Annotated in this window: 23 protein-coding genes; 18 read left to right on the plus strand and 5 right to left on the minus strand. The window is 45.2% G+C overall.

The genetic code is table 11. From position 1 onward, the window contains the following. Positions 1-234: 234 nt before the first annotated feature. From ACU01J_RS10350 to ACU01J_RS10425, 16 genes are all read left to right on the plus strand, one after another. The gene (locus ACU01J_RS10350; protein ID WP_481085627.1) at positions 235-1,452 is read left to right on the plus strand and encodes a ParA family protein; all 1,218 of its coding nucleotides are present in this window, start codon (positions 235-237) and stop codon (positions 1,450-1,452) included. Between the two features lie 7 nt (positions 1,453-1,459). Then, positions 1,460-2,431 (plus strand): ParB/RepB/Spo0J family partition protein, encoded by a 972-nt coding sequence (locus tag ACU01J_RS10355; protein ID WP_481085628.1) that lies wholly within the window; start codon positions 1,460-1,462, stop codon positions 2,429-2,431. A gap of 92 nt (positions 2,432-2,523) precedes the next feature. Then, positions 2,524-4,512, plus strand: a complete 1,989-nt coding sequence (locus tag ACU01J_RS10360) for a tRNA(Met) cytidine acetyltransferase TmcA (RefSeq protein WP_481085629.1) — start codon at positions 2,524-2,526, stop codon at positions 4,510-4,512. Between the two features lie 347 nt (positions 4,513-4,859). Beyond that, entirely contained in the window at positions 4,860-5,141 is a 282-nt protein-coding gene (locus ACU01J_RS10365; protein WP_481085630.1) for an STAS domain-containing protein, read from the plus strand. 4 nt (positions 5,142-5,145) lie between these two features. Then, positions 5,146-5,505 carry a response regulator gene (locus ACU01J_RS10370; RefSeq protein ID WP_481085631.1) on the plus strand — a complete coding sequence of 120 codons (360 nt, stop codon included), beginning with the start codon at positions 5,146-5,148 and terminating at the stop codon, positions 5,503-5,505. A 45-nt stretch (positions 5,506-5,550) separates the two neighbouring features. Then, complete coding sequence (locus tag ACU01J_RS10375; protein WP_481085632.1) at positions 5,551-7,626, plus strand: chemotaxis protein CheA; 2,076 nt, start codon at positions 5,551-5,553, stop codon at positions 7,624-7,626. 9 nt (positions 7,627-7,635) lie between these two features. Further along, positions 7,636-8,184, plus strand: a complete 549-nt coding sequence (locus tag ACU01J_RS10380) for a chemotaxis protein CheW (protein ID WP_481085633.1) — start codon at positions 7,636-7,638, stop codon at positions 8,182-8,184. Beyond that, positions 8,181-8,651, plus strand: a complete 471-nt coding sequence (locus ACU01J_RS10385) for a chemotaxis protein CheW (protein ID WP_481085634.1) — start codon at positions 8,181-8,183, stop codon at positions 8,649-8,651. Before ACU01J_RS10380 ends, ACU01J_RS10385 begins: the two co-directional genes overlap by 4 nt. A gap of 70 nt (positions 8,652-8,721) precedes the next feature. Next, on the plus strand, positions 8,722-11,118 hold the full coding sequence (gene aer2 / locus ACU01J_RS10390) for an aerotaxis transducer Aer2 (protein WP_481085635.1): 2,397 nt from the start codon (positions 8,722-8,724) through the stop codon (positions 11,116-11,118). Then, positions 11,103-11,960, plus strand: a complete 858-nt coding sequence (locus ACU01J_RS10395; RefSeq protein ID WP_481085636.1) for a CheR family methyltransferase — start codon at positions 11,103-11,105, stop codon at positions 11,958-11,960. The genes aer2 and ACU01J_RS10395 overlap by 16 nt, the downstream gene beginning before the upstream one ends. A 9-nt stretch (positions 11,961-11,969) precedes the next feature. Then, positions 11,970-12,620: a chemotaxis protein CheD gene (locus tag ACU01J_RS10400; RefSeq protein ID WP_481085637.1), complete on the plus strand. Its 651-nt coding sequence runs from the start codon at positions 11,970-11,972 to the stop codon at positions 12,618-12,620. Next, a complete protein-coding gene (locus ACU01J_RS10405; protein ID WP_481085638.1) occupies positions 12,620-13,669 on the plus strand; it encodes a protein-glutamate methylesterase/protein-glutamine glutaminase in 1,050 nt (349 codons plus the stop codon). Before ACU01J_RS10400 ends, ACU01J_RS10405 begins: the two co-directional genes overlap by 1 nt. Positions 13,670-13,697: 28 nt before the next feature. Continuing rightward, positions 13,698-14,864 (plus strand): methyl-accepting chemotaxis protein, encoded by a 1,167-nt coding sequence (locus ACU01J_RS10410; protein WP_481085639.1) that lies wholly within the window; start codon positions 13,698-13,700, stop codon positions 14,862-14,864. Between the two features lie 34 nt (positions 14,865-14,898). Next, positions 14,899-15,198: an STAS domain-containing protein gene (locus tag ACU01J_RS10415; RefSeq protein WP_053439357.1), complete on the plus strand. Its 300-nt coding sequence runs from the start codon at positions 14,899-14,901 to the stop codon at positions 15,196-15,198. 16 nt (positions 15,199-15,214) lie between these two features. Further along, positions 15,215-16,912 carry an ATP-binding SpoIIE family protein phosphatase gene (locus ACU01J_RS10420; RefSeq protein WP_481085640.1) on the plus strand — a complete coding sequence of 566 codons (1,698 nt, stop codon included), beginning with the start codon at positions 15,215-15,217 and terminating at the stop codon, positions 16,910-16,912. 120 nt (positions 16,913-17,032) lie between these two features. Continuing rightward, a complete protein-coding gene (locus ACU01J_RS10425; RefSeq protein WP_481085641.1) occupies positions 17,033-18,712 on the plus strand; it encodes a DUF342 domain-containing protein in 1,680 nt (559 codons plus the stop codon). A gap of 5 nt (positions 18,713-18,717) precedes the next feature. Here ACU01J_RS10425 and nifW read toward each other — a convergent pair whose 3' ends face one another. From nifW to ACU01J_RS10445, 4 genes are all read right to left on the minus strand, one after another. Next, a complete protein-coding gene (nifW, locus tag ACU01J_RS10430; protein WP_481085642.1) occupies positions 18,718-18,993 on the minus strand; it encodes a nitrogenase-stabilizing/protective NifW family protein in 276 nt (91 codons plus the stop codon). Positions 18,994-18,999: 6 nt separating this feature from the next. After that, a complete protein-coding gene (locus ACU01J_RS10435; protein WP_481085643.1) occupies positions 19,000-19,614 on the minus strand; it encodes a 3'-5' exonuclease in 615 nt (204 codons plus the stop codon). A 112-nt stretch (positions 19,615-19,726) separates the two neighbouring features. Further along, positions 19,727-20,626 carry a homocysteine S-methyltransferase family protein gene (locus ACU01J_RS10440; RefSeq protein WP_481085644.1) on the minus strand — a complete coding sequence of 300 codons (900 nt, stop codon included), beginning with the start codon at positions 20,624-20,626 and terminating at the stop codon, positions 19,727-19,729. 138 nt (positions 20,627-20,764) lie between these two features. After that, positions 20,765-21,925 carry a winged helix-turn-helix domain-containing protein gene (locus tag ACU01J_RS10445; RefSeq protein WP_481085645.1) on the minus strand — a complete coding sequence of 387 codons (1,161 nt, stop codon included), beginning with the start codon at positions 21,923-21,925 and terminating at the stop codon, positions 20,765-20,767. Positions 21,926-22,150: 225 nt separating this feature from the next. On the opposite strand from ACU01J_RS10445, the gene ACU01J_RS10450 reads away from it, so the two are divergent. Together ACU01J_RS10450 and ACU01J_RS10455 are read left to right on the plus strand one after the other, a co-directional pair. Further along, positions 22,151-22,816: a DedA family protein gene (locus tag ACU01J_RS10450; protein ID WP_481085646.1), complete on the plus strand. Its 666-nt coding sequence runs from the start codon at positions 22,151-22,153 to the stop codon at positions 22,814-22,816. A gap of 68 nt (positions 22,817-22,884) precedes the next feature. Next, a complete protein-coding gene (locus tag ACU01J_RS10455) occupies positions 22,885-23,730 on the plus strand; it encodes a DMT family transporter (protein ID WP_481085647.1) in 846 nt (281 codons plus the stop codon). Here ACU01J_RS10455 and ACU01J_RS10460 read toward each other — a convergent pair. Next, positions 23,727-24,374: a MurR/RpiR family transcriptional regulator gene (locus ACU01J_RS10460; protein ID WP_481085648.1), complete on the minus strand. Its 648-nt coding sequence runs from the start codon at positions 24,372-24,374 to the stop codon at positions 23,727-23,729. The two genes, ACU01J_RS10455 and ACU01J_RS10460, sit on opposite strands and share 4 nt — an antisense overlap. Positions 24,375-24,422: the final 48 nt, after the last annotated feature.

Consider the following 24,422-nt stretch of genomic DNA (forward strand, 5'->3'; position numbering starts at 1 on the left):
TTTACATTGTAAATAAGTGACACTGTGACATTTTTAATGTTTTTTACTTTGTCGCGCATTATCAATGTAAATTTGAGTAAGTTTTTTGCTTGTTTAATCCTCAATTCAATCAAATTAATGTAAAAACTCAATTTTATGTGATGTTTATCTATAACTGAGTGTGCACCTTTTTATTGTCTATGATTTGAAATGCTGTACAATCGTAACTAAGTCATTAATAACGGAATTTGGCAAATGAAACGAGAACATACGATAGAGAGTCTCATTCAACTCGCTGAAAAAACAGCTCAGGTTCAAGCAGATCGCATTGAGATAGTTTTAGAAGAGCGCAGCGACGAACATTTCCCACCGATGTCGAAAGCATTGATGGAAACACGTTCTGGTTTAACGCGACGTAAGCTGGATGATGCAATTAGCAAGTTAGAAGAGTCAGGTCATCAGTTCACTAAGAACAATGCTAACCATTACTCCATTTCTCTAGAAGAAGCGCATATGCTGATGGATGCTGCGGGTGTCCCTAAATTCCATCAACGTAAGAAAAATGGTGACAACAAACCTTGGATTATCAACGTACAGAACCAGAAGGGTGGTACGGGGAAATCAATGACAGCGGTACATTTGGCGGCATGTCTCGCGCTAAATCTAGATAAGCGCTACCGTATTTGTTTGATAGATTTAGATCCACAAGGCTCTTTGCGTCTGTTCCTTAATCCGCAAATCAGCCTCACTGATCATGAAAATATCTACTCTGCCGTTGACGTTATGCTTGATAACGTGCCGGAAGGGGTAGAGGTCGACAATGAATTCCTTAACAAGAATGTGTTGTTGCCAACTCAGTATCCAAACCTCAAGACTGTGTCGGCATTCCCTGAAGATGCGATGTTTAACGCTGAAGCGTGGCAACATCTGTCTCAGAATCAATCGTTGGACATTGTTAAGCTACTAAAAGAGAAGCTGATTGATAAGATTGCTGATGATTTTGATATCATTATGATCGATACGGGTCCGCACGTAGACCCACTCGTTTGGAATGCAATGTACGCATCGAATGCACTATTAATTCCTTGTGCTGCTAAGCGTTTGGACTGGGCATCAACGGTTAACTTCTTCCAACATTTACCGACAGTGTATGAGATGTTCCCTCAAGACTGGCAAGGGCTAGAGTTCGTTCGTCTGATGCCAACCATGTTTGAAGATGACAATAAGAAGCAAGTCGCGGTATTGACGGAAATGAACTATTTACTTGGTGATCAGGTAACAATGGCGACCATTCCACGTAGTCGTGCATTTGAAACCTGTGCAGATACCTACAGTACGGTATTTGACCTGACAACAGGTGATTTTGAAGGCGGTAAGAAAACACTCGCGACCGCGCAAGATGCAGTACAAAAGAGTGCGCTTGAAGTTGAGCGTGTACTGCATAGTCACTGGACATCATTAAATCAGGGGTAACTAGACAATGGCGATTAAGACTTCAGATTTAAACGCAAGATTATTTGGTAAGGCGAACAAACGCCACGTTACGACACCACAAGAAGCACAACAAGCGGCTAAAGACCAAGCTCAGGTTATTGAACTTTCGGTTGCAGGTGAGGAAAAAGTGCAATTCGAATTAGTTCGAATTCCTGCCGATAAAGTGACTGAACAAACGGTTGTTTTTGCAGAGAACGCACGTGAACAATCTTTCCTAAATGAGCATGCACTGTCAGATGTACTGGTTACGCTGAAAGAGCGTGGTCAGCAATACCCAGCGGTCGGCCGTAAGCGTGAAGATGGCAAAATCGAGGTTCTCGATGGTAGCCGTCGTCGCATGTCGTGTATTCTGGCGGATAAAGAGTTTCTGATTTACGTCGGTGAGAATATTAGCACTCAACACGCTAAGTTCCTTTCTGACGTTGCGAACGCGCACAAGCCACTCTCTCTTTATGAGAAGGGTAAAGAGATGCAAGCCAAGCTTGAGAGTGGTGAAGCAGAAGACCAAAAGGCGTTAGCAAAAATGTTCCAGTGCAGTGAAGCCTTGGTGAGCGGCGCATTAAAAGCGGCAGATCTCCCACTAGAGCTTCTTCAAGCGTACCCGAATGTTGCAGAGCTTGGTCGACCAACGATCGTTAAGTTGCATAAACAGTTTAATGGTCTGGTGGAAGATAAGCGTACTCAGTTGCTTGAGAAGTGTCGCTCGGAAGAGGGCTTTGTTTGGCAACGTAGCGAGTCTCAGGGTGTTGCGCGTATCACTAAAGAAGTGACAGAAACGATCGAAGCTTGGGTTGAGCAGTTATCTCCTGCGAAGAAATCGCCTTCGGCTAAGAAAGAACTGGTGAAAGGGCGTGCGAACTATACTCGTAAGGGCTCCAATTTAACTCTAAATCTTAAGAAAGTTGACGACGAGTTAATGCAAGAAATCTTAGATTTGGTTGCAACCAAACTCAATTAATCGTTAATTCGAAATTGATTAAGCCGCTTATTAGCGGCTTTTTTTATGTCATAATGTTAGCCACAAACGTAACTCTAGGCTTTAGATCTCACATGGCTGCAATCAACAACTACTTTCAGCAACTTATCCATATTGCAACGCAGCGTCACCATCGATTTGGTGTGGTTCTGTCAGGTGAGAGCGACTGGCAAGACGCGTCCATTGCGCAATTATGCCAGGCTGTTAAGTCGGAGAGTCTCTACCAGCTTGGAGGCTCATTAACGCTGCCAGCAACAAAAATCGTCAAGTTTGCCAAAGGTCAGCAGCTACTTGGTCAAGAGTGCGAGTTGCTCGTTTGTGATTTTAGAGATGGCTTTGATGCTAACAGTTTTAGCGCAGCGACAGGGTGCGTTAAGGGCGGTGGATTGGTTGTGATTTTGTCTGATGCGCTAAAGCAGGAGTCGAGTTACGACGCTGCTTGGCTCAATAAGGCATTGCAACAGCTATTGGTCATAGAGCAGGGCCGTGAGCTTCCAGCATTACCGAATATCGACGTTGCCGAGATGTCACCGTTTGAACAGCAAGGTACTGCGGTCGAGAAAATCATTAAGGTGGTTGAAGGGCATCGTAAGCGTCCTTTAGTGATGACTGCTGACCGAGGCCGTGGCAAAAGCAGCGCGTTAGGGATTGCCGCCGCTCAGTTGATGCAAAGCCGAACTATTCATATCGTGTTGACGGCGCCAAGTTCGGCGACCGTTGCTCCTGTATTTGAACACGCGAGTCGTATAATGCCTGACGCTAAGTGCGGCAAGAATATGATCGAATGGCACAACTCGATATTAGAGTTTGTTGCGCCTGATGAATTGTTAAAACGCACCCAAGCGATTGACTGTCTGTTTGTTGATGAAGCGTCTGCCATACCAATCCCTATGCTCAAGCAAATGGTTGAGATGCATCACCGCGCTGTGTTTTCTACCACGGTTCATGGTTATGAAGGTTGCGGTAGAGGGTTTACGGTTAAGTTCCAAACTTGGCTTAAAGAGCAACGTCCAGGCTCGGTATTTTATCACCTCGATCAGCCGATTCGTTGGGCTAGTGCAGACCCGCTCGAAACTTGGCTGTTTGATAGCTTTCTGCTAAATGCTGATTTGGTTGAAGCGCCAAGTTCGGTGAGCAAACCTAGTCTAAGTAGAATTGATAAAAAAAGTCTTGTTGAACAACCCGATCTGTTGCGTTCTTGTTTTGCTCTACTGGTCAATGCCCATTATCAAACCTCTCCTAATGACCTTATGTTGTTGCTGAGCGACCCGGCAATTGAGCTTTATGTTTGGCAGCAGAACGGGCAATGCTTAGGCTGTATTTTGACTGTCGAAGAGGGGAAACTGTCACCAGAACTGATCTATGATATTCAGCTTGGTAAACGTCGCCCACGCGGGCATCTTGTTCCGATTGTGTTAGCGGGCCAGTTAGGCATTGAGCAAGCGGCCACTCAATCAAGCTTAAGAGTAATGCGTATTGCGATTCATCCACAACTGCAAAAAAATGGCTACGGTCAGCAGGTTCTACGTCAGCTACAAGAGATGACCGATTTCGACTTTTACTCCACCAGCTTTGGCGCGACTTCCGACCTTGTCGCTTTCTGGAAAAGCGTCGGATTCCAGCCAGTAAGACTAGGTAGTCAACGAGACCAAGCGAGTGGAACACACTCACTTGTGATGATTCTAGGCGCTGACAATTGGGTCGAACAAGCACAGAATCTTTTCCAGCAGAGTTTTCATTACGCGTTGAGTAACGGATTCCAACAACTTGAGATTGAACTTGTCCGTAGTTTACTGGGAGAAAATAATGCTTCCGTTGAAAACAGTGGCGTCGGCAGCTTAGTTAAGTTCTATTCTCTTGGTGGTTCAAGCTTCGATAGCGTTGCTCACATTCTTGATGAGTGGTGGAAACAATCGCCTCATTTGGTTAATGAGATGGATGATCTGTTAATTAGAAAAATCATTCAACGTTGGGATTGGGCCCAATGTGCTAAGGCGTTTAATTTTTCTGGTCGTAAGCAAACAGAGCTGGCATTACGAGACGCATTAAAGCCTTTTCTATAAATCATATACTTGGTTGATTTACACTGTAAAACGACAAGTTAGAACCTGGTTAAGCTAATTTACACTGTAAAGTAGAGTGGTGCTTTTACAGTGTAAATTGGATCTGAAAGATATTGAAAAACTTAGAGATAGTTAAACACTCCCCCCCTGAGTCGTATTTTTCTAGGAATATTTTAACTTCCTAATTAGCTAATAAATAAAGAATAATCATTCTTTCCCCAACTGCATTTCTATTCTCTTCATACAAAATCTGTATGGAGCTGCCTTGCGAATTAATGATTCCTTCCTACACTCAATATTGAGCAACTTGCTTAATATCGGCTAGGAATAATTAACAAGGTGAAAACATGGACTGTTTATTACCTGAGTCTCTTGATATATCGACTGTGCTCGACACGACGACTCAATACCAAAATTGGCTTACCCAAGCTAACGAACTCCATATTGACGCTTCTGAAGTGGTTCGTGTTGATGCTGCAGGTATTCAAGCACTCACCGCTTTATTCCTGACCGCGAAATGCAATCAGATTGAGGTTCAACTCATCAACCCAACCAATTCACTGCTCGAAGGCATTTCGACCCTTGGGCTGAAAGAACAGTTTGAAAAGAGCAACTCAGTTGGAGAGTGACAAAATGACAAAAATTTTGGCTGTAGATGATTCGGTGTCAATTCGTCAAATGGTTAGCCACACATTACGTGATGCTGGTTACGATGTTGAGACCGCCAATGACGGACGAGACGCTTTGTCCAAAGTGAACACTGGAAAGTTTGATGTTGTGATTTCAGACGTCAACATGCCAAACATGGGGGGCTTTGAGTTAGTTAAAGCTTTGAGGGAGAAACCCCAATACAAATTTATTCCCATCCTAATGCTAACGACTGAAACCAGTACTGATAAGAAACAACAAGGTAAATCGGCAGGAGCAACAGGCTGGTTAGTGAAACCGTTCAATCCCGATACGCTACTAAAAACACTAAAACGCGTAATCTAGTTCGGTTTCTTCGCACACTGCAACGTCAATTGGTGAGGCAATAATATGGCTTTAGACATGGAGCAGCTGCGCAAGATGTTTTACGAGGAGTGTCGTGAAAATCTTGAGGTGCTAGAAGAGGTATTGCTCAATTTAGATGTGGTTCATATCGAAGATGAGTCAATCAACACTATTTTTAGAGCTGCACACTCAATTAAAGGTGGCGCAGGGACGTTTAACCTTCTCGACATTAGCGAGTTTACTCATAATGTTGAAGCTTACCTAGATTTGGTGCGAAACCAAGAGCGAACGCTTACCGCTGATAGTATCGATCTATTGCTTAAGAGTGGCGACTGCATCCACAGCATGCTTGAAGGGCATGAGCAGGGAACCGATGTGAATCTGGGTCTCAAGCAAGAGGTCAGTGAGAGGCTAGCTCTATTACTCGGCAGTGAATCTAGCGATGCAAAAGCTGACGAAAATGCAAACGCCAATCAAAGTGAAGCGGTCATCGACTCTTCCCCAAACTCCGAGCAAGTCTGGAATATCTCTTTTGCCCCACATCAGGATATGTTCTTTAGCGGCAATGATCCATTAAGAATATTAAGAGAGTTGAGCGAGTTAGATGACTCATGCCAAATCCATATCGATACCTCCGCTCTGCCTGAAGTACAAGAGATTGAATCTGAACTTTGCTTCTTATCTTGGAATGCGACGATAACTGGTGCGCTCGAACTTGACCTGATTAAAGAGATCTTTGAATGGGTTGAAGATGAGTGTGACTTAACCATTGAGTTGAGCCAACCTGATATAGAGCAGCCCGCTCAAAATGACCAACAAATCGCGTCACCTGTTACAACTGTTGCAACCACAGAGACGAAACCCGCTCCAGAGAATGAAACAAAATCGACCAAGGTCGCCAAGTCTGACTCAAGCGTGAGTTCCATTCGTGTCGACATCGACAAAGTTGATAGCTTAATCAATTTGGTGGGTGAACTGGTGATTACCCAGTCTATGCTCACTGAGATTGGCAATGATTTTTCCATCGATAAGCTTGAGAAACTTAAATCAGGCTTAGATCAATTGCTGCAAAACAGTAAAGACTTGCAAGAAAACGTACTCAACATTCGCATGTTACCGATGAGCTTTGCTTTTAGTCGTTTCCCTCGTTTGGTTCGTGATTTATCAAGCCGTCTTGAGAAGCAAGTTGATCTGCAAATCAAAGGTGAGCAAACCGAGTTAGATAAAACCGTTCTGGAGCGAATTGTCGATCCCCTAGTACATCTAGTAAGAAATGGTATTGATCATGGTATTGAACAGCCAGAGCAGCGTTTAGAAAGCGGCAAATCAGAAATCGGTGTCATCGAACTTAATGCTTACCATCAAGGTGGCGCGATTGTTATCGAAATCCGAGATGACGGTGCGGGTCTAAACTGCGACAAGTTGTGGAATAAAGCTCTAGAGAAAGGGGTGCTATCGCAGGACTCTCGCCGAGAAGAATATAGCGATAAACAGATTATGAACCTCATCTTTGCTCCAGGCTTTTCGACCGCAGAAGAAGTGTCGGATATTTCTGGACGTGGTGTCGGCATGGATGTGGTGAGACGAAACATCGAGGAGTTAGGTGGACATATTGAGGTGGAATCTGAGTTAGGCAAAGGGAGCCGATTTACCATTAGCTTGCCACTGACACTAGCAATCCTGGATGGCCAGTTAGTGAGAGTCGCAGGGGAAGTCTACGTGATTCCATTGTTAACCATTGTTGAATCGATTCAGATTGACCCTCAATGCATCAAGCTTGCTTCTGGAGGTATCGAGCTATATCGACTCAGAGAAGAGAACATCCCAATCTTACGTTTACAAGAAGAGTTGGAGATGGGTAGCAGCGGCGCTTTAGATGAGCGAATCCTATGTTTTGTTGAAGCTGCGGGAAATCGTGTTGGTTTGCTGCTTGATGAACTGCTCGATCAACAACAGGTTGTGATTAAAAGCTTGGAGTCTAACTACAGCAAAGTGGCGGGTATATCCGGAGCCACCATCTTGGGAGATGGTTCGGTGTCATTGATTCTTGATGTACAAGGGCTGATTACCAACTTCTTAAATCGCGCCTCTGACTCTTCTAACAACGGCCTAGCGGCGTAGGGGGCTCATATGGAAGTGGTAGCAACAAACGAATTTGGCGCGCAGTCGAGAGAAAATATAGAAGCTCAAGCGGAAGCCTTGCTTGAGAACATGAGTGATGAAGCCAGTGAAAGTGCCGACTTTCTAAGTTTTCAACTTGCCGAAGAGCTGTATGGCGTTGAAATAAAAGATGTCGAAGAGATTCGCGTTTGGGAGCGTCCGACTCCGATCCCACGCGCTCCAGATTTTGTCTGTGGGGTGATCAATCTACGCGGGATGATCGTTCCAGTGGTCGATCTTAGACTACGTTTTGCTGTTGGTATTCGAGAGTATTTGCCGACTACGGTCGTGATCGTGCTGCGCTTTAGTGATGGCGAGCAAGAGCGATTGATGGGGCTCGTTGTCGATGCGGTTAGCGATGTGGTTAGCCAAGGACAAAATGAACTCTACCCTGCGGTGGGTGAATCGCTTGTCACGCCATACTTGCAAGGACTGATTAATGTTGGTGAACAAGTGATGTCGTTATTGGACACCGAAGAATTACTCAATATTGAACGAATATTAAGGGCGCACTCATGATCCTGACTCAAGAGTTTTTAAGCTTTGTCCTTGAAGGGGAAGAGTATGGCGTTCCGATCCTTGAAGTAAGAGAAGTACGTGGCTGGAGCGCGGTAAGAGAAGTTCCAAACTCCCCTGAGTATATGAAAGGGGTTCTGGAAATTCGCGGCGAGTATGTGCCGATTGTTGACCTAAGAATGCGATTTGGTTTGTCTCCTGCGCATATCGGGGCAACTACGGTGGTGATCGTTCTCAATGATGCTCAAAAACATCCACTAGGCATCATTGTTGACGGTGTATCTGAAGTCTATCCACTGAGTGAAGAACAGATTAAACCATCGCCATATGTCTCTGCTGATGTCGATCACAGCTACGTCCGAGGAATTGCCTCAGTAGCCAATGGACATCTCATTTTAATTAATCTTGAAACTCTGTTCGATGCAGCAGAGCTAGTTCTACCCAACCAAGAGGAAGAGAGTTGGGCATAAGACCGTTACGTACGTGGTGTTTTCGTGTCGGTAGATAACGTCAGATGAAGCAACCAGTGAGGGGAAACTCATGGCATTTTGGAATAGAAGAACGGAGCCTTCAGCTCAATTTGTAGCACCAACGCAAGATACGCTGACGGAAAGCGTTGAGTCAGAGCAAGAGCAGGGAGTGACGAAAGAGCAGCTGTTTTCAGCGCTAAACGCCGCGCAAACTGCACTGATGATGATCGATCGTGATTTCAATATCACCTACCTTAATCAGAAGTCGATGGATCTCTTGCAAACACATGAGACGTTATTTCGATCGGTATGGCCAAATTTTCAAGCCACGGAAGAGTTCCTGCTTGGCTACTGTATAGACTTGTTTCATGCTAACCCAAGTCATCAAAGACAGATGCTTTCTAATCCTTCTAATTTGCCATATACCACAACCATTACTGTTAAGGACGTCAAGATAGAGCTGAATGTTGGCGCTATTATCGATGCGAGTGGAAACTACGTGGGCAATACACTGGAATGGTCGGATGTGACGAGCGAGATAAAACAGAAGGATGAAATAACTCGTCTACAAGCGGCTGTTGATCAAGCTCAAACTGCCATGGTCATGATCGACCGAGACCTGAATATTACCTACGCCAACCATGAAACTATTAGTCTGTTTAGAAAGCATGAAGGGACGATGCGTAGTGTGTGGGCTGGTTTTACTGCCAGCGAAGAGTGGCTACTCGGGCGTTGTATCGACGAGTTCCACCGAAACCCAGCGCACCAACGCCAACTGCTGGCTGACCCTAGTAACTTGCCGTATAGCACCGATATTTCAATTCAAGATTTGAAGATCGAGCTCAACGTAGCAGCCATCAATGATGCTCAAGGCAACTATATCGGTAATACTTTAGAGTGGCGAGATGTGACAGAAGAGCGTGCGAAAGAAGAAGAAATTGGTCGCTTAGCTTCAGCGGTCTCTGGGATGACGACTAACCTAATGATGGCTGATAAAGATGGCATCATTACTTATTTAAATCCATCACTTGCGACATTGCTAAAAAGTCGTGAGGGCGACTTGCAGCAAGCTATCCCGGGTTTTGATGCCAGTAACCTAGTGGGCAAAAACATTGACGTGTTCCATAAGAACCCGGGTCATCAGCGCAACATTATTGCCAACCCTGATCGACTACCGTTTTCATCGAATATCGCGGTTGGTGGCTTAGAGTTCAATTTAACCTGTATCGCGATGCGAGACGGTCAAGGCAATTACATCGGCCCTGCCCTGCAGTGGGTGGATATTACAGAGCAACAAGATGGCCAACGTCAAGTTGAAGCTCTGATTCAAAAAGCGATTGCCGGTGAGCTTAATGAACGCATCGACACCAGCGTTTATAACGGCTTTATGAAAGAGCTTGGTGATGGCATTAACAACTTGCTTGATACCATGGTAGCACCTATCGGTCAGTGTATTGATGTCATGAGTCAAGTGGCGGATGGCAACTTAAATACCACCATGCCAGAAGACAATACGGGTGAGTTCGCAAGACTGTCTCATGCGGTGAACACGTCGATTGTTAACATTCGCAATATGGTGGATAAGATCACTCAATCGTCTGCTCGTGTCGCGACGGCGTCAACGGAAATTGCTGAAGGCAACAACGATTTAAGCCAGCGTGTTGAAGCGCAAGCCTCTAATCTAGAAGAAACAGCGGCAAGCATGGAGCAAATGACGGCGACGGTTCGACAAAATGCCGATAACGCTAAAGGGGCAAATGAGCTCTCCGATGATGCGACGAAGAAAGCCAGCAAAGGTGGTGAAGTGGTAGGCCAAGCTGTATCTGCGATGGCTGAAATCAATACCGCAAGTAAGAAAATTGCAGACATCATAGGTGTGATTGATGAGATTGCTTTCCAGACTAACCTATTAGCGCTGAATGCAGCCGTTGAGGCTGCAAGGGCTGGCGAGCAAGGCCGTGGTTTTGCGGTTGTAGCAGGGGAAGTAAGAAACCTAGCACAACGTAGTGCAGCAGCAGCTAAAGAGATAAAAGGACTTATCAAAGATAGTGTTGAGAAGGTTGATGAAGGCTCTCGATTGGTCGATGAGTCTGGTGAAACCCTTAATGAAATTGTTGATGCCGTTGCTAAGGTAACAGAGCTGATTGCGCAAATAGCGTCTTCGAGCTTAGAGCAGTCAACGGGGATTGATGAAATCAACCGAGCGATTGCGACCATGGATGAAATGACTCAGCAGAATGCCTCTTTGGTTGAAGAAACCTCTGCTGCGAGTCAGTCGCTGCGAGATGAAGGTAAACAGCTACTGCAATTGATGAACTTCTTCAGCGATGACAACAATGTGACTACGTTTGAATCGAAAGCGATGGATAAGGTTGCGAGCAATAACGTTCGCGATATTCGCACCCCAAAAGTCGCTAACTCTAGCTTCAAGCTTGAAGAGGATGGAGACGAATGGGAAGAGTTCTAGCCAGGACAGAGCGATCAGTGCCTGAGTCGAATGAGTTTGAGCTAACGGATAAAGACTTTAAGTTTATCCAATGGTTCATGCACAAGAACGTCGGCATTTTCTTTTCTGATCGCAAAAAAACCATGGTGTATGGCCGAATCAGCCGTCAACTTAGGAGGCTGGGCCTGAAGCGTTTTAGCCAATATCGACAATTGATGGAAGGCGACTCGCAAGAGCAGGTGAATTTCATTAATTGTCTAACGACCAACAAGACGCAGTTTTTCCGTGAATACCACCATTTTGAGTTTATTGAAAAAGTATTGATGTCTGAATGGAAGAGTCAAAACCTCAAACAGTTGCGTATTTGGTCAGCTGGTTGTTCAACAGGAGAGGAGCCTTATAGCATCGTATCCTCGTTGTACTGGGAAAAAGCGTTTGATTTGTTTGAAAGTATTCAAATTACAGCGACAGACCTTGACACAAAAGTTTTGGCGCATGCTGAGCAAGGTATTTATAACGAAGAAGCGCTAAACAGTATTCCAAGTAAGTACTTAAAGCCCTGTTTTGTTAAAGGGGCAGGTCAGCAGGCAGGGAATGTGAAGTGTAAATCTGGATTGCAGAGGTTTATTGATTTTCGCCAGCTTAACTTGTTGGAAAAGTGGAACTTTGACAAACCATTTGATCTGATTTCATGCCGCAACGTGATGATCTATTTTGACCGAAACACTCAGGAAAAACTAATCAAGCGCTTTTACCAGCAATTGAAACCCGGTGGTGTCTTGTTCATAGGGCATTCGGAAAGCGTGCCTGCTAGTTTGGATCTATTCCATCACTTAGGCCACACCATCTACGTAAAGAAATAGGGATCACGCATGATCGAGGTTAGGGGCTGCATTGCTCCAAAATATGAAAACCAACACTTTAATCGCTTTTACCATCCGACCAAGGATAAGCACATCGTTAAAGTACTGCCGGGTGGGGTTTACTGCTCATCAAAGCAAGATGAGCTTATTGCGACAGGGCTTGGTTCATGTGTGGCGGCGTGTGTTTGGGATTGTCATGAGCATATTGGAGGGATGAACCACTTTCTTTTGCCCTTTGATAACAAAAGCCAGCTCAAATCATGGAATCCAGAAGAAGTTATTTCTACGGCGTCTCGTTATGGCAGCTATGCCATGGAAATGTTGATAAACGCCATGATAGAAAGAGGCGCACAGCGTTCGTCATTACAGGTGAAATTGTTTGGAGGTGCGCAAATGCTAGGGCGTAAATCTATGATCGGTGAAAAAAACGTCGCCTTTATTCTTAACTATGTAAAACAAGAAGGCCTCGATGTCGTTGCTCAGGACCTAGGCGGTTTAGAACCGCGCAAGGTGATGTTTGACCCATATACTGGAAAAGCTTGGCGTAAGCGAATTCCTTTTACTGAGGTTCACCTGCTACAAAATCAAGAAGAAAAATATGCCCGTCAGTTGGATAGAGAAAGTCATCGTCCTCATGATGATGGCGTGGAGCTATTTTAATGAAAAAAATAAGAGTAATGGTAGTTGATGATTCTCCCGTTTATCGAGCTTTGCTATCAGAATTGATCAACTCTGACCCCGATCTTGAAGTGGTTGCCACGGCTGAAGATCCATTTGAAGCAAGAGAGTTGATCAAAGTTCATAATCCTGATGTTCTTACCTTGGATATTGAGATGCCAAAGATGAATGGCGTCCAGTTTCTGAAAAATCTTATGCGTCTTAGACCAATGCCTGTCGTGATGATTTCGACGTTGACACAACATGGTGCTGAGGCAACCCTCGCTGCCTTAGAATATGGTGCAGTAGATTATTTTCCTAAGCCATCCGTGGACCGCACTGGTGAGATTGCCAGCGACAAGAAGCGAGTGATTGAAAAAATTAAGATGGCAGCGGGCGCTAACGTGACTTCAGGTACAGCCGTTGCAAAGTCGAGCACTCAAAGCAAGTTAAGTGTACCCAAACACAATAACCATATTGAAGTCGTTGCGATTGGCGCATCGACGGGAGGGACTGAAGCCGTTAAGCAAGTGCTGTCGATGTTACCCGCTAACATGCCGCCAATTATCATTACTCAGCACATCAGCGCGATGTTCTCGACCTCTTTCGCTCAAAGGCTAAATGAGAATAGTGATATTCAAGTGAAAGAGCTCAGCGCCAACCGAGCGCCTTTAGTGGCTGGTTGTGCCTATTTAGCTCCGGGGGACAAGCACCTTGTTGTCGTTCGTCGCGGGCCGCATCTTTATTGTCAATTGGATGACCGACCTGCGGTCAATAGACACAAACCTTCCGTTGATGTGATGTTCGATACGGTCGCTGAAACTGTCGGTGCTAGAGCTATCGGTGTCATTCTTACAGGAATGGGCCAAGACGGAGCAAAAGGTATGCTGCGAATGAAGGAACTTGGAGCCAAGACGATTGCTCAGGATAAGGCGTCATCGGTGGTGTGGGGGATGCCTCGTGTCGCGACTGAAATGGGCGCCGCCCTTTCAGTGGTTGATTTACATAGTGTGGCCGGACAAATATGCCACTATTTATCTCCTGATTCATAGTCAGGCCTACAACGTCAGGGAAGAATCGATGAACATTAAAAAAAACGTAAATAATACCCGATATTTCATCGCGATAGGCTTACAAATCATTCTACTATCGACTGCAATGAGCATGTCGTCGTCAGCATTGCATGTCGCTTTGATGGTGATGGCTGCAGCTGTCCCTTGGTTTGTTTTACCGAGAGCCGTGCGCAAGGTGAGGGACAATCAAAGTGAAACTGCTCCAACGCATGTCGTAGATAAGCAGATCCCGCCGAAAGAAGTTTATCCGGTGCTATCGAGCATCTCTCATCAGCTAATAGAGCCGTTAGATCACCAACGTAGTGTTGTCGATGAGTCAGTAGAAACGCTCAACGAAAGCTACTTTGAGTTACAAAAGCTTGCCGAGGAGCAAAACCACATCACTTCAGAGTTGGTTGAAACTCTACTCGGAAACAAAGACAGCAGTAATGATATTAGTCATGTGCTGCCTAAGACCGAGGCTATCATTCGCCAGTTTGTCGATACCTTGGTTAATGTTTCAGAGAAAAGTATCTCAGCGGTACACAGTATTCATGATATGTCCGATAAGCTTGATACCGTGTTTAAGCTATTAGAGCGAGTGCGAGGTCTGTCTGAACAAACCAACCTATTGGCGCTTAATGCGGCTATTGAAGCAGCCAGAGCCGGTGACGCAGGACGCGGGTTTGCGGTCGTTGCTCAAGAGGTTCGCGATCTCTCTGTTAAAGCTAAAGAACTTAATGACCAGATTGAAACGGAAATTAATGTTGCGCAGCAAACGGTGAAAGAAGCGAATAAAACCGTGGGTGAGATGGCGTCGATTGATATGACTGAGGCGATAGAGTCGAAAGAGAAAGTTGATGTCATGTTACGTGGCGTCCAAGCCGTCAACGTGACAGTAGAGCAAGAAGTGCACAAGATTCGCTCTAGTGGTGACTTAATACATTCGCAGGTTGATAACGGTATTCGCGCACTTCAGTTTGCGGACATTATCGTACAGCAAGGGGAATACGCTAAAACATCTGTTGGCTACCTGCAAGAATTTGCCCAGCTATGTCAGTTGTGGGGGGAGGGGGATATGGACCTCGATCAATTTACAGTGGCTGTGATTGAACTGCAAAGCCAAGTACAGAACCGAGATGCACCAGCAGCATCCCAAGAAAGTATCGATGAAGGAGAGGTCGAACTGTTTTAACTCTTTCAAACTGGATTAATGTGAGGGAAAAAGTATGACTGTAGAAGCACAAATGGACGCAGCAGCAAAACATATCACGATTCTGATTGAAGGAGCGTTTGGCTTCAATTTAGTACAAGAGTTTCGTCGTTGCTATAACGATCGGCAGGAGTTTCGATTCACCATCGACTTACGTAAGGTCGATTACATTGATAGTGCTGGACTGGGGATGCTACTCAATATGCACAATTATCTTGGTCAAGAAGATGGCATGATTCGTATCACCAATACCTTACCTCAAGTACGCAAAATTCTTACGATTTCGCGCTTCGATAAGAAGTTTGCCATCGAGTGATAGCTAAGGAGCTCTTATGCATGTAATGATTGTTGACGACCATGCGACCAATCGAGAGCTGTGCCGCTTTATGCTAAGTCACTTAGCTGAAACGGTAACAACCTTTGAAAATGGTCAAGGCGTCGTTGAAGCAATGGTTCAGATGGACAGCCTGCCTGATGTGATCTTGCTGGATGTGATGATGCCAATTAAAGACGGTATTACTACTGCGCAAGAAATAAGACAAGCCTTTCCGGATGCACATATTCCGGTGATCTTTCTGACTGTACTCGATGATCACGCTTCATTTGAGCGCTGTTTAACCTATGGTGACGACTTTATTCTCAAACCTGTCGAGCGCAGCGTTTTACTTGCCAAAGTTCAAGCGCACTATCGCATTGTCCGTATGCACAATGAAGTGAAAGAGCAGCGCGATGAGTTGAGCCATTTTCATGAGCTGGTCCGCTATGACTACGCCATAGCAGAATCGATCTTTTCTAACCTAATGCTTGAAATGAGCTCTCAGGTGAAAAATATCTACGGTATTAATTACTTATCAACGCCATCTACCGTATTTAATGGTGACCTTATCGTAGTGGCTAATCGGCCTCATGGTGGTGTCTATGTGATGATTGCCGATGCGACTGGTCACGGGTTACCTGCAGCTATTTCGGCAATTCCTGCTACTCGGGCTTTTTTCAGTATGGCGGCTAAGGGGTTGTCATTAGGTGAAATAGCACAAGAGATCAACGAAGTGCTGGTGCGGTTCTTACCCATGGGAATGATGCTGGCGGCGAGCGTTTTTGAAGTGCGAGCCAATGGCTTTGAAGTCTCATGGTGGGGCGGTGGTTTACCTGATGGTTATCTTATCGAGCGTGACGGCACCATTGTGCGCCGTTTAACTTCGAATCACATGCCGCTTGGGGTATTAAAGACTCACGAGTTTGAGGCAGACATACAGCACTTTAAACTCGAACCTGATCAGCAAATCATCTGTTATACCGATGGTGTCATAGAAGCGATGAATGAAGAGGGTGAACAGTTTGGCCAAGAGCGACTAGAAAGCGCATTTCATAGCCAGCAGGCGATTATCCCTACACTTTATGAGTCAGTGCGTAGTTTTGCTCATAAATCGGTGGGTGATGATTTATCCATACTGGCGATGACTTTCCCTATCTCTAATGGCAATGCTCAAGAAGTGCCGCCAAATCAAGAAATATTAAATCAGATCCCGATTCAATCTAGCTTAAGACTCAATGGGGAGGTGATTAAACGTGTAACGGTCATGACTGAGGTGCGTAAGTTCTTGACTGGTATTTTGCACAGCGGAGCGCACCTAGATTTGGTTTGCTCGGTGTTATCAGAGCTGTTTGCTAATGCGATTGAGCATGGATTATTGTGCTTGGACTCATCCATAAAAGAAGAGCCGGACGGTTTCTTTCTGTTTTATCAAATGCGAGAAGAAAAACTTAAAGAGTTATCTGATTCTGCGTATATCGAATTGAATCTTGAGTATTGTCCAGAGCGGGCTCAATTGGTTATGGAGCTTGAACATAATGGCGAAGGGTTTGATTATCAGAGACGTTATGACTCTCCTGATAAATCCCTGACCCATGGGCGTGGTATCGTTCTTGCTTCAGAATTATGTGATTCGTTGGAATATTCTAAACAGGGGCGAAGTGTCACAGCGGTATACTCATTAGCAGCAGAGCATCACTTTCCGAGTTCTAGCTAACGTTATTTACAGTGTAAAAACGTCTGGGAGTGATGTACGCCTTAATTTGTCATACTTGTGATACAGCCATTAGAATTATTTATATACACTCATTCTAGGATGTACATAAGGCAGAATGGCATGTGGGATAAATTTGTCGCTTTTTCTGAGGATAGTCGCCAAGTAATCGCAAAGTTGGCCACAGATATTGTAGTCGATAGCAACTTTGATACGCGAGGGCTTGACGACGCTTTAACTTCTATCGGAGGTCAGGATTACTTCTTGATGGAAGATGAAGTATTACGCTTTATCAACTTAGCAAAAGAGATGAAAAGCGAAGCGTATGTTGGCATTACGATTGCTGAGGTTAGGGACGCGTCTGTTGAAGTTGTTCTCTCCGATAATGATATGCTGGCAAGTATGGTAGTGACTGGGGCTTATAAAGGTTCGCCTCTTAAAGGTCCACAAATCGTTCATGCGCTGGCTCAGGCGTATGTGACCAAAGGCATCAATAAGCTTGCACTAAAAAAAGTTCTGGTGATGAGTCATCAACTCAAACCGGGTGAAACCTTTTCTCAACCCGTCGCGAAAGGCAAAAACCCTATTCAAGGTGTCGATGCTAAGTTTATCCCACTGGTCAAAGATCCAACCAAGCAAGTGCTTGCTCCGAAAGAATCCGCACCGGACGGTAAGGTTGATATGCTCAACCTTGGTGAAACCATTACGGTTTCTGAAAATGCTCCTCTGATGAAACGCATTCCGGCAACCAAAGGGACACCGGGTCTGACTGTTCAAGGTAAGGTAATACCGCCGAAACCAGGCAATGACGCCATGCTCAAAGAGGGCAAAGGGACAAAAATCTCTCTAGATGATCCAAACCTGTTAATTGCAGAAGTCTCCGGTATGCCGATCATTAAAGAGCACGGAGTCGACGTGGAAGATGCGCTCTGTTTACCGACCATTGGTGTAGCGACGGGTCATGTTAAGTTCAAAGGTAATGTGGTTGTTCTCGGAAATATTGAGTCTGATATGATGGTTCGTGTCACGGGTTCATTGACGGTCGGTGGTTTTATTGAATCTGCTGATGTCCAAGTGCAAGGTGATATTGAGGTTGCGAAAGGAATCATCGGACATAATGTGTCTGAAGATCAATCGAAAAGCTGTATTGTGAAATCTGGTGGTTCAATTACCGCTAACTATGCACAGTTTTCAGAACTACAAGCGGCTAATGATATCCATTTGAGTGTCCATTGTTTGAATAATGAATTGCGTTGTGGTCATGACCTTGTAGTGGTAGACGCGGCGGAAAAGCAAGGCACACTGAGTGGTGGTCATGCCAAAGTGGGCGGTAAAGTTACGTGCGTTAATTTAGGGGTAGAAGGGGACACCGCAACCTACGTGCATGCATTCGCGCGCTTCCAAATGTTTAAAGACCGACAAGCGAAGCTCAAAGAGCAATATACGCAAGCTCAAGAACAGACCATGGATATTATTCGCCGTGAGCTCGAGTTCAAAAAGACACCAAAAGCAGAGCGTACTGAAGAGCAAGAGCAAGCGTTAGAGGCGGATAAGCAGAAAGCCAATGCTCACCTAGAAAAAGTCAAACAGGCTCGTGACCATCACGAACATGAGTTAGAGGTAGCGCTTGAAGAGTGTAACGTTGAAGTAAAGAGCAAAGTGTACACGCATGTGACGGTTCAGTATGGGGAAGAAAAAGTGATTACCAAGCGAGCACATGGCCCGAGTGTATTCAGCTTTAATCAATTTGAAATCAAATACTCATCGATGTTCGAAGATGAGGATCTAGAACAAGAAGTGTAATCACTTCACCGACGTTGACACGAAGTACACCCGCGACAGGCTGAACGGGTGTGCTTATCGAGTCGCCCGCGCTGGATTTTACAATAGGCATTTTTCAGCGCACGACGAGCCGAAAACCAATCATCAGGCTTTTCCAGAATTACGTAACCGTTAAAGCGCTTAATCAGTTCAGAGCGGTACTCTGCAATAAACTTACTGTCGTAGCCAATCTCAAAATAATCTAACGCCTGCTCAATGGATGTAAAGCTGGCGATCTTTTGTTGAATATCAGCTTGGCCCATTCCTGGTTATACCGTGTGTTGCTGAAGTAACTTTCCAACAGCCGCTTTGCTGGTTTTACTGACTTTCTGCATCAATGAGAATGAAGGCTGGTGGATACCTTGCTGCTGCATATCTTCAAGCATTAACAACCACAGTTTGGCGGTCATTTGTGAATCCGCTAAAGCGCGGTGAAATACGCCATCATTGTCAATGTTCATGTAACGAACTAAATCGCCCAGTTTGTGGCTCGGAGCCTCTTGATTTAATCGACGTGATACCAATAAAGAGCAGGCGAATTCCCCTTGATAGCTGCGATTAATGCGTTCGAATTCAGCATCGAGAAAACGTTTATCGAATGAGGCGTTGTGGGCAACCAAATTGTCGCTGCCGATAAAGTCGTTGAAATCAGCCATTACTTCCGCACAGCTTGGAGCGCCCGCCAACATATTGTTGGTGATCCCTGTATAGCCTTCAATAAATGAACTGACGCGAAACCCAGGATTCATCAGTTGCTGGAACGTATCGACCACCTCACCATCAATGAGCTTTACCGCACCAATTTCAATCGCGCGATCGCCCATATTCGGAGAAAGTCCTGTGGTCTCAAAGTCGAGGACAATAACTGAGTTTGCTGCCGCCATGAAGTATTCCTGAAAGATAAAAGAGGGTGTAGATAGATGAATAAGCGTCGCGCCTACCTTAGGGCCTTAGGGCGCGCGCAAGTTTATCATTGATTCGCAACCAACGCCGCGATTATCCGTATTGACTCAGTTTCCAGTCACTGAGCGCATGGATATGTTCCGGTCCAATGCCACAGCAACCACCAATGGTTGTCGCACCTAATTGATGCCATTGTTTGCTGTAGACTAGGTAATCTTGAGGAGAAAGCTCTCGCATTGCTTGCATAGTGTCGTTAGCTTCATGATCGCTACCAATCGGCGCAAAGTTATTAGCATAGACACCAATTTCGACCTCAGCATTTAACTCATCGATCACTTGCTTAGCGTCTCGAATCGCTTGTGCCATCACTTCAGGGACTGAGCAGTTGAAATACACCCCATGACCACCAGACTCACACACTCGCTTAGTCGCTTCTCGAACACTTTGGCCAGAGCGAAGTAAAGCTGTACTACTTGGCGTGTCTTGCAAGGAGAATGCGTAATAGCAGGTTTTCGGTGTTTGCGATAAAACTGATTGAATAACATCAAACTCTTCAATACTGGAGATGGTTTCTGCCAACCAAATATCGACGTATGGGTCTTGTGCTTCAAACAGAGTGTGGAAGATTGTCTCGCCTTCGACAGCATCAAACAGGTCTGGTCGATAGCTACCAAACGCCGGTGGCAGCGCGCCTGCGACTTTAACCTGTTTTGCTGTTTGAGCTACAGCCTCTTGAGCGAGTATCGCAGCTTCTTGAGCTAGGCGAGCGCCATCAGACTCGTACCGCTCTTGGCCTAAATGAAAAGGGACACACGCGTAGCTATTGGCAATGATGATTTCTGCACCTGCGTGAATGAAATTTTTATGAGCAAGCGTCACGACTTCAGGAGATTCGATTAAGGCTTGAGCGCTCCACAGAGGCTGCGAGAACGGTGCGCCCATGCGCTTTAGTTCTCGACCCATACCACCGTCGAGAATAGTTAATTTATTCATGTTTAAACTTCAAAGCGACAACAATAACTATGCTGATAGTTAACCATCTTAGAAAAGAGATCAAATGGTTCTTAATAGCCTAGTTCAAAACCCTCTACATCAGCTGATATGCATGATCTTTGAGTCGAGTAGTAGTGACTATTTAGCAGGGTTTTCAGAGCATTTTAAAATAGTAAATTGTTCGCATTGATTGAACTGAGCGAAGGCTTGAAGCTCTTTCTCAAGCGCTGAGATAAAGGTATCTGAGTGCCTTATTGAAGGTTCGGTCACTAGGTGTAATACCTCAAGTGTTGCGCTGTGCTTATTTACCTTACAGTCTGCTCGCGCGACTAATTTACCATCCCAAAGAATCGGCAAACAAAAATAGCCAAACCGTCTTTTGGCCTGAGGCACGTAACACTCGATTAAGTAATCAAAATCGAACACTGCGCTAGCTCGTTTACGTTGAATCAGTAAGTTATCGAATGGAGAGAGGATCTTAGCCTGTTTACGATTGAGGCGTTTGTCTAACAAACTCAAAGCTTGGCTAGTGGCGTAGTAAGCTCCACCGTTAACTTCTATCAGCTCGATCTGTTTGTTACTGGTTAGATTTTCCAACGCGTGGACCACATCAGATTTGACGTTTTTGAGTTGGTAAATCATTTCAGGCAAGCTGCCAAAGCCATGTGCTTTGAGGTAATTCATCACTAGGTGCTCAGCATGTTCCTCACGACTTGGCATTGAGATATCAATGTTATCAGGCAGTACACGTTCGGTCAGATCGTAGACTTTATGGAAACCACGTCGCTCAGCAATCATCAAATCTCCCTGCATGTAGAGATTCTCCAACGCCATCTTGGTTGGCTTACTGCCCCAGCCTTGGGTTTTGTTTGCTTTGGACTCAAAGTCTTTGGCCATCAGTGGTCCTTCCGTTTCTATCCGCGCAAAGACGTTTTTCATCAACTCTCTATCTTTACAGTACCAATGACGCTGCTGGCCGGATTTGATCGCCGCTTTTCTGGGCAAACTATGGCGGTAGTTGGACATTGGCAAATAGGCCGCAGCATGGGACCAATATTCGAAAACCTGTTTGTTTGCGACAAGTTGATCGAGGTGTTTGGGTTGGTAACTGGGATTGCGGGTCCAAAGCGTGTGGTGGTGCGCACGTTGCACTACTGAAATGGTATCAATCTGCACATAGCCAAGCTGCTCAAATGTCGCGAGGGTTTTAGCGTAACTGTTGCCTTTGCTGATGCCATTTGGAAGCTGCTGAGAAAACAACGCCAGTTTTTGTGCTTGTGCCTGTGAGAGTGATGTCATCTTGATGCTTGTTTCCTTGCTGGCTGCGCTTGTTTTATAGGGTTGCATTACTTCGGTTTGTGCACAAGGGAGCGCGATCCCATTACTGTTCATAGCAGTTAGGTTGTTCTTAAGGCGAAAAGATAAAAATATCTCCTCTGTGAAATTTTTCTATTGATTAATCTATCTTTATACATATTACGAATGCATCGCTAATTCGGCGCTGCGGTGAACTTGGTAGGTAGGATGATCGAATTAGCAGAGACGATTAGAGAATGGCTATTTGATAGTGGAACGTCTTTGTCGATGATGTTTATCGGCGTCATTTTGCTTTCTTATCTACTCGAAGATCTTGCGATTGTTTCTGCTGCAGTGCTTGCAGTAGAGCAGCTGATGCCTGCCAGCCTTGCGTTAGTCGCGATCTTTATCGGCATCAGTAGCGGTGATTTTGGTCTTTATCTTCTTGGTAAAGCGGCGCAGCGGATTCGCTTTCTTCGCTATCGACTGTTTCGCTATCAACGAGCGAGAAGAGTAAAGCGTCAGCTACGCCAAAATGCCTTTATGAGCTTGTTTATTATTCGCTTTATCCCCGGCTTAAGAACACTCGGTTTTTCGCTTAGTGGGTTTCTTGATGTACCCAAATGGCAGTTTTTTATCGCCGTGATTACCGCAACTTCGCTTTGGACGGCGGTGATATTCGGTTCATTTTTTCAGCTCGGAAGCAGTCAATGGATTGCGCAAAGCCAATACAGCTGGTTATTGATTCCTATGGGGCTGTGTCTGATGTGGCTGGTGAACAAATTGATTACTAAAACGTTGTTAAGGGGGGCTTATGACGCAACTCTGTCCTTTGCCAGTCAGTTCATTGACTGGCTTTTTTATGTCTGGTTCTTTATAGCTAATCCGTCTTAACCAGAATGATTAAAGCTATTACAAGCGCTTGATTACCCACTACACTCTTGTTGCTAAAAGGGAGAGTCATGCACACTATTTCACTACTCGTCGTCGCGCTCATTGCCTTCGCCGCCAACTCATTTTTTTGTCGCCTAGCATTGGCGAATCACGCTATCGATCCGGGTTCTTTCACATGGCTGCGACTGGTTTCTGGTGCGGTTACACTGCTGCTTATTCAAAGTTGGCGTGGCCAAATGAGCTATCGCTTCTTTACTGATAAACACAGTTGGTGGTCGGGCATCTCTCTTTTTGGTTATGCACTCTGCTTTTCGTATGCTTACACCCAGCTCAGTACAGGGACCGGCGCTTTGATTCTGTTTGGTATGGTGCAGCTGACCTTAGTGGTGTTTCATGTTGTTTCAGGCAATCGCTTAAGTGCGAAAGAGATGCTAGGTATCGGAGTGGCTCTATCTGGCTTTACTGTTTTAATGCTACCGTCGGCTGAGGCTCCGAGTATGAGTGCCGCTGCTCTAATGCTTGTTTCTGGCGTCTGTTGGGGCATTTTTACCCTGTTAGGGCGACAAAATAGTGTTGCTTCGGTGTCTATTACCCAAGGATTTATGCTTGCAAGTGTATTGGCTTTTGCTGCTAGCCCACTACTTGTTTCAATAGAGACTATCACAGCAGATGGCGTTCTGTGGGCGTTATTGTCGGGTGTCTTTGCTTCCGGCTTTGGCTACATTTTGTGGTATCAAGTTGTTAAACATATCTCAGTCCTTCAGGCGTCGGTCTCTCAGTTAGCGGTGCCTGTGATTGCTTTTGCCGCAGGAAGTATAGGACTCGGTGAGTCGATAACGCTAACCGCTGCTATCTCATCATTACTGGCTTTGGGTGGAATTACGCTAATCTTCACGGCCCGAGTGAAGAACTAACCCGCTAACAGCTCTCGTCCGATCAAATCGACTAGCTCTAAAATATGGATTTGAGATTCGCGATGATATGGACAGATACCATCGACCTGTTCTTCCAAGTCGAGGTTGATACCTGCTATACCTGCCAATGTTGATCCTAAATGACTAATTGCAAAAACTTTTAATCCTTTGCGCTTTGCATTGTGGGCCATATCGACTACAGCTTGAGTCTCTCCTGATTTACTAATGAGGATTACGGTGCCTGATTCCGCGCGAGCTAACTGGTGAATATCAGTGATCACTAGATGAGGAATATTGGCGAGAGAAAGAAAACGCGACAAATACGAAACGCTTACAATCGACGCCCCACGTGAGTATAGATAGACCACCGGAGAGTGAATCAGTGATTGAGCTATCTTGTCTACTCTTTGAGCTTGGTCGTCCCCCTGAATTGTCGGCGCGACATCTTTATTAAGGTCATCAGAAAGTTTATATCTGAGCTCAGTGTAGCTCGCATACCCCATCTTTTTACACACCCGATTTACCGATGTCGTTGTGGTCAAGGCCTTGTTGGCTATCGTCTTGGCTGAGACTGAATCTAGCTCTTTAGCGTGGCTGATCAGGTACTCATATATGACTCGTTCGATCCCTTTAAAGGTATTCATCGCTTACACTAAGACTTAATAACAGAATGGTTATTATTAGGCGTTAAA

It is taken from the genome of Vibrio sp. 2433-A1 (genome assembly GCF_056726085.1).

Excerpts from the sequence above, each read along its gene's own strand:
- ACU01J_RS10350 (WP_481085627.1), top strand. The coding sequence starts at position 235 with ATGAAACGAGAACATACGATAGAGAGTCTCATTCAACTCGCTGAAAAA.
- ACU01J_RS10355 (WP_481085628.1), top strand. The coding sequence starts at position 1,460 with ATGGCGATTAAGACTTCAGATTTAAACGCAAGATTATTTGGTAAGGCG.
- ACU01J_RS10360 (WP_481085629.1), top strand. The coding sequence starts at position 2,524 with ATGGCTGCAATCAACAACTACTTTCAGCAACTTATCCATATTGCAACG.
- ACU01J_RS10365 (WP_481085630.1), top strand. The coding sequence starts at position 4,860 with ATGGACTGTTTATTACCTGAGTCTCTTGATATATCGACTGTGCTCGAC.
- ACU01J_RS10370 (WP_481085631.1), top strand. The coding sequence starts at position 5,146 with ATGACAAAAATTTTGGCTGTAGATGATTCGGTGTCAATTCGTCAAATG.
- ACU01J_RS10375 (WP_481085632.1), top strand. The coding sequence starts at position 5,551 with ATGGCTTTAGACATGGAGCAGCTGCGCAAGATGTTTTACGAGGAGTGT.
- ACU01J_RS10380 (WP_481085633.1), top strand. The coding sequence starts at position 7,636 with ATGGAAGTGGTAGCAACAAACGAATTTGGCGCGCAGTCGAGAGAAAAT.
- ACU01J_RS10385 (WP_481085634.1), top strand. The coding sequence starts at position 8,181 with ATGATCCTGACTCAAGAGTTTTTAAGCTTTGTCCTTGAAGGGGAAGAG.
- aer2 (WP_481085635.1), top strand. The coding sequence starts at position 8,722 with ATGGCATTTTGGAATAGAAGAACGGAGCCTTCAGCTCAATTTGTAGCA.
- ACU01J_RS10395 (WP_481085636.1), top strand. The coding sequence starts at position 11,103 with ATGGGAAGAGTTCTAGCCAGGACAGAGCGATCAGTGCCTGAGTCGAAT.
- ACU01J_RS10400 (WP_481085637.1), top strand. The coding sequence starts at position 11,970 with ATGATCGAGGTTAGGGGCTGCATTGCTCCAAAATATGAAAACCAACAC.
- ACU01J_RS10405 (WP_481085638.1), top strand. The coding sequence starts at position 12,620 with ATGAAAAAAATAAGAGTAATGGTAGTTGATGATTCTCCCGTTTATCGA.
- ACU01J_RS10410 (WP_481085639.1), top strand. The coding sequence starts at position 13,698 with ATGAACATTAAAAAAAACGTAAATAATACCCGATATTTCATCGCGATA.
- ACU01J_RS10415 (WP_053439357.1), top strand. The coding sequence starts at position 14,899 with ATGACTGTAGAAGCACAAATGGACGCAGCAGCAAAACATATCACGATT.
- ACU01J_RS10420 (WP_481085640.1), top strand. The coding sequence starts at position 15,215 with ATGCATGTAATGATTGTTGACGACCATGCGACCAATCGAGAGCTGTGC.
- ACU01J_RS10425 (WP_481085641.1), top strand. The coding sequence starts at position 17,033 with ATGTGGGATAAATTTGTCGCTTTTTCTGAGGATAGTCGCCAAGTAATC.
- nifW (WP_481085642.1), bottom strand. The coding sequence starts at position 18,993 with ATGGGCCAAGCTGATATTCAACAAAAGATCGCCAGCTTTACATCCATT.
- ACU01J_RS10435 (WP_481085643.1), bottom strand. The coding sequence starts at position 19,614 with ATGGCGGCAGCAAACTCAGTTATTGTCCTCGACTTTGAGACCACAGGA.
- ACU01J_RS10440 (WP_481085644.1), bottom strand. The coding sequence starts at position 20,626 with ATGAATAAATTAACTATTCTCGACGGTGGTATGGGTCGAGAACTAAAG.
- ACU01J_RS10445 (WP_481085645.1), bottom strand. The coding sequence starts at position 21,925 with ATGACATCACTCTCACAGGCACAAGCACAAAAACTGGCGTTGTTTTCT.
- ACU01J_RS10450 (WP_481085646.1), top strand. The coding sequence starts at position 22,151 with ATGATCGAATTAGCAGAGACGATTAGAGAATGGCTATTTGATAGTGGA.
- ACU01J_RS10455 (WP_481085647.1), top strand. The coding sequence starts at position 22,885 with ATGCACACTATTTCACTACTCGTCGTCGCGCTCATTGCCTTCGCCGCC.
- ACU01J_RS10460 (WP_481085648.1), bottom strand. The coding sequence starts at position 24,374 with ATGAATACCTTTAAAGGGATCGAACGAGTCATATATGAGTACCTGATC.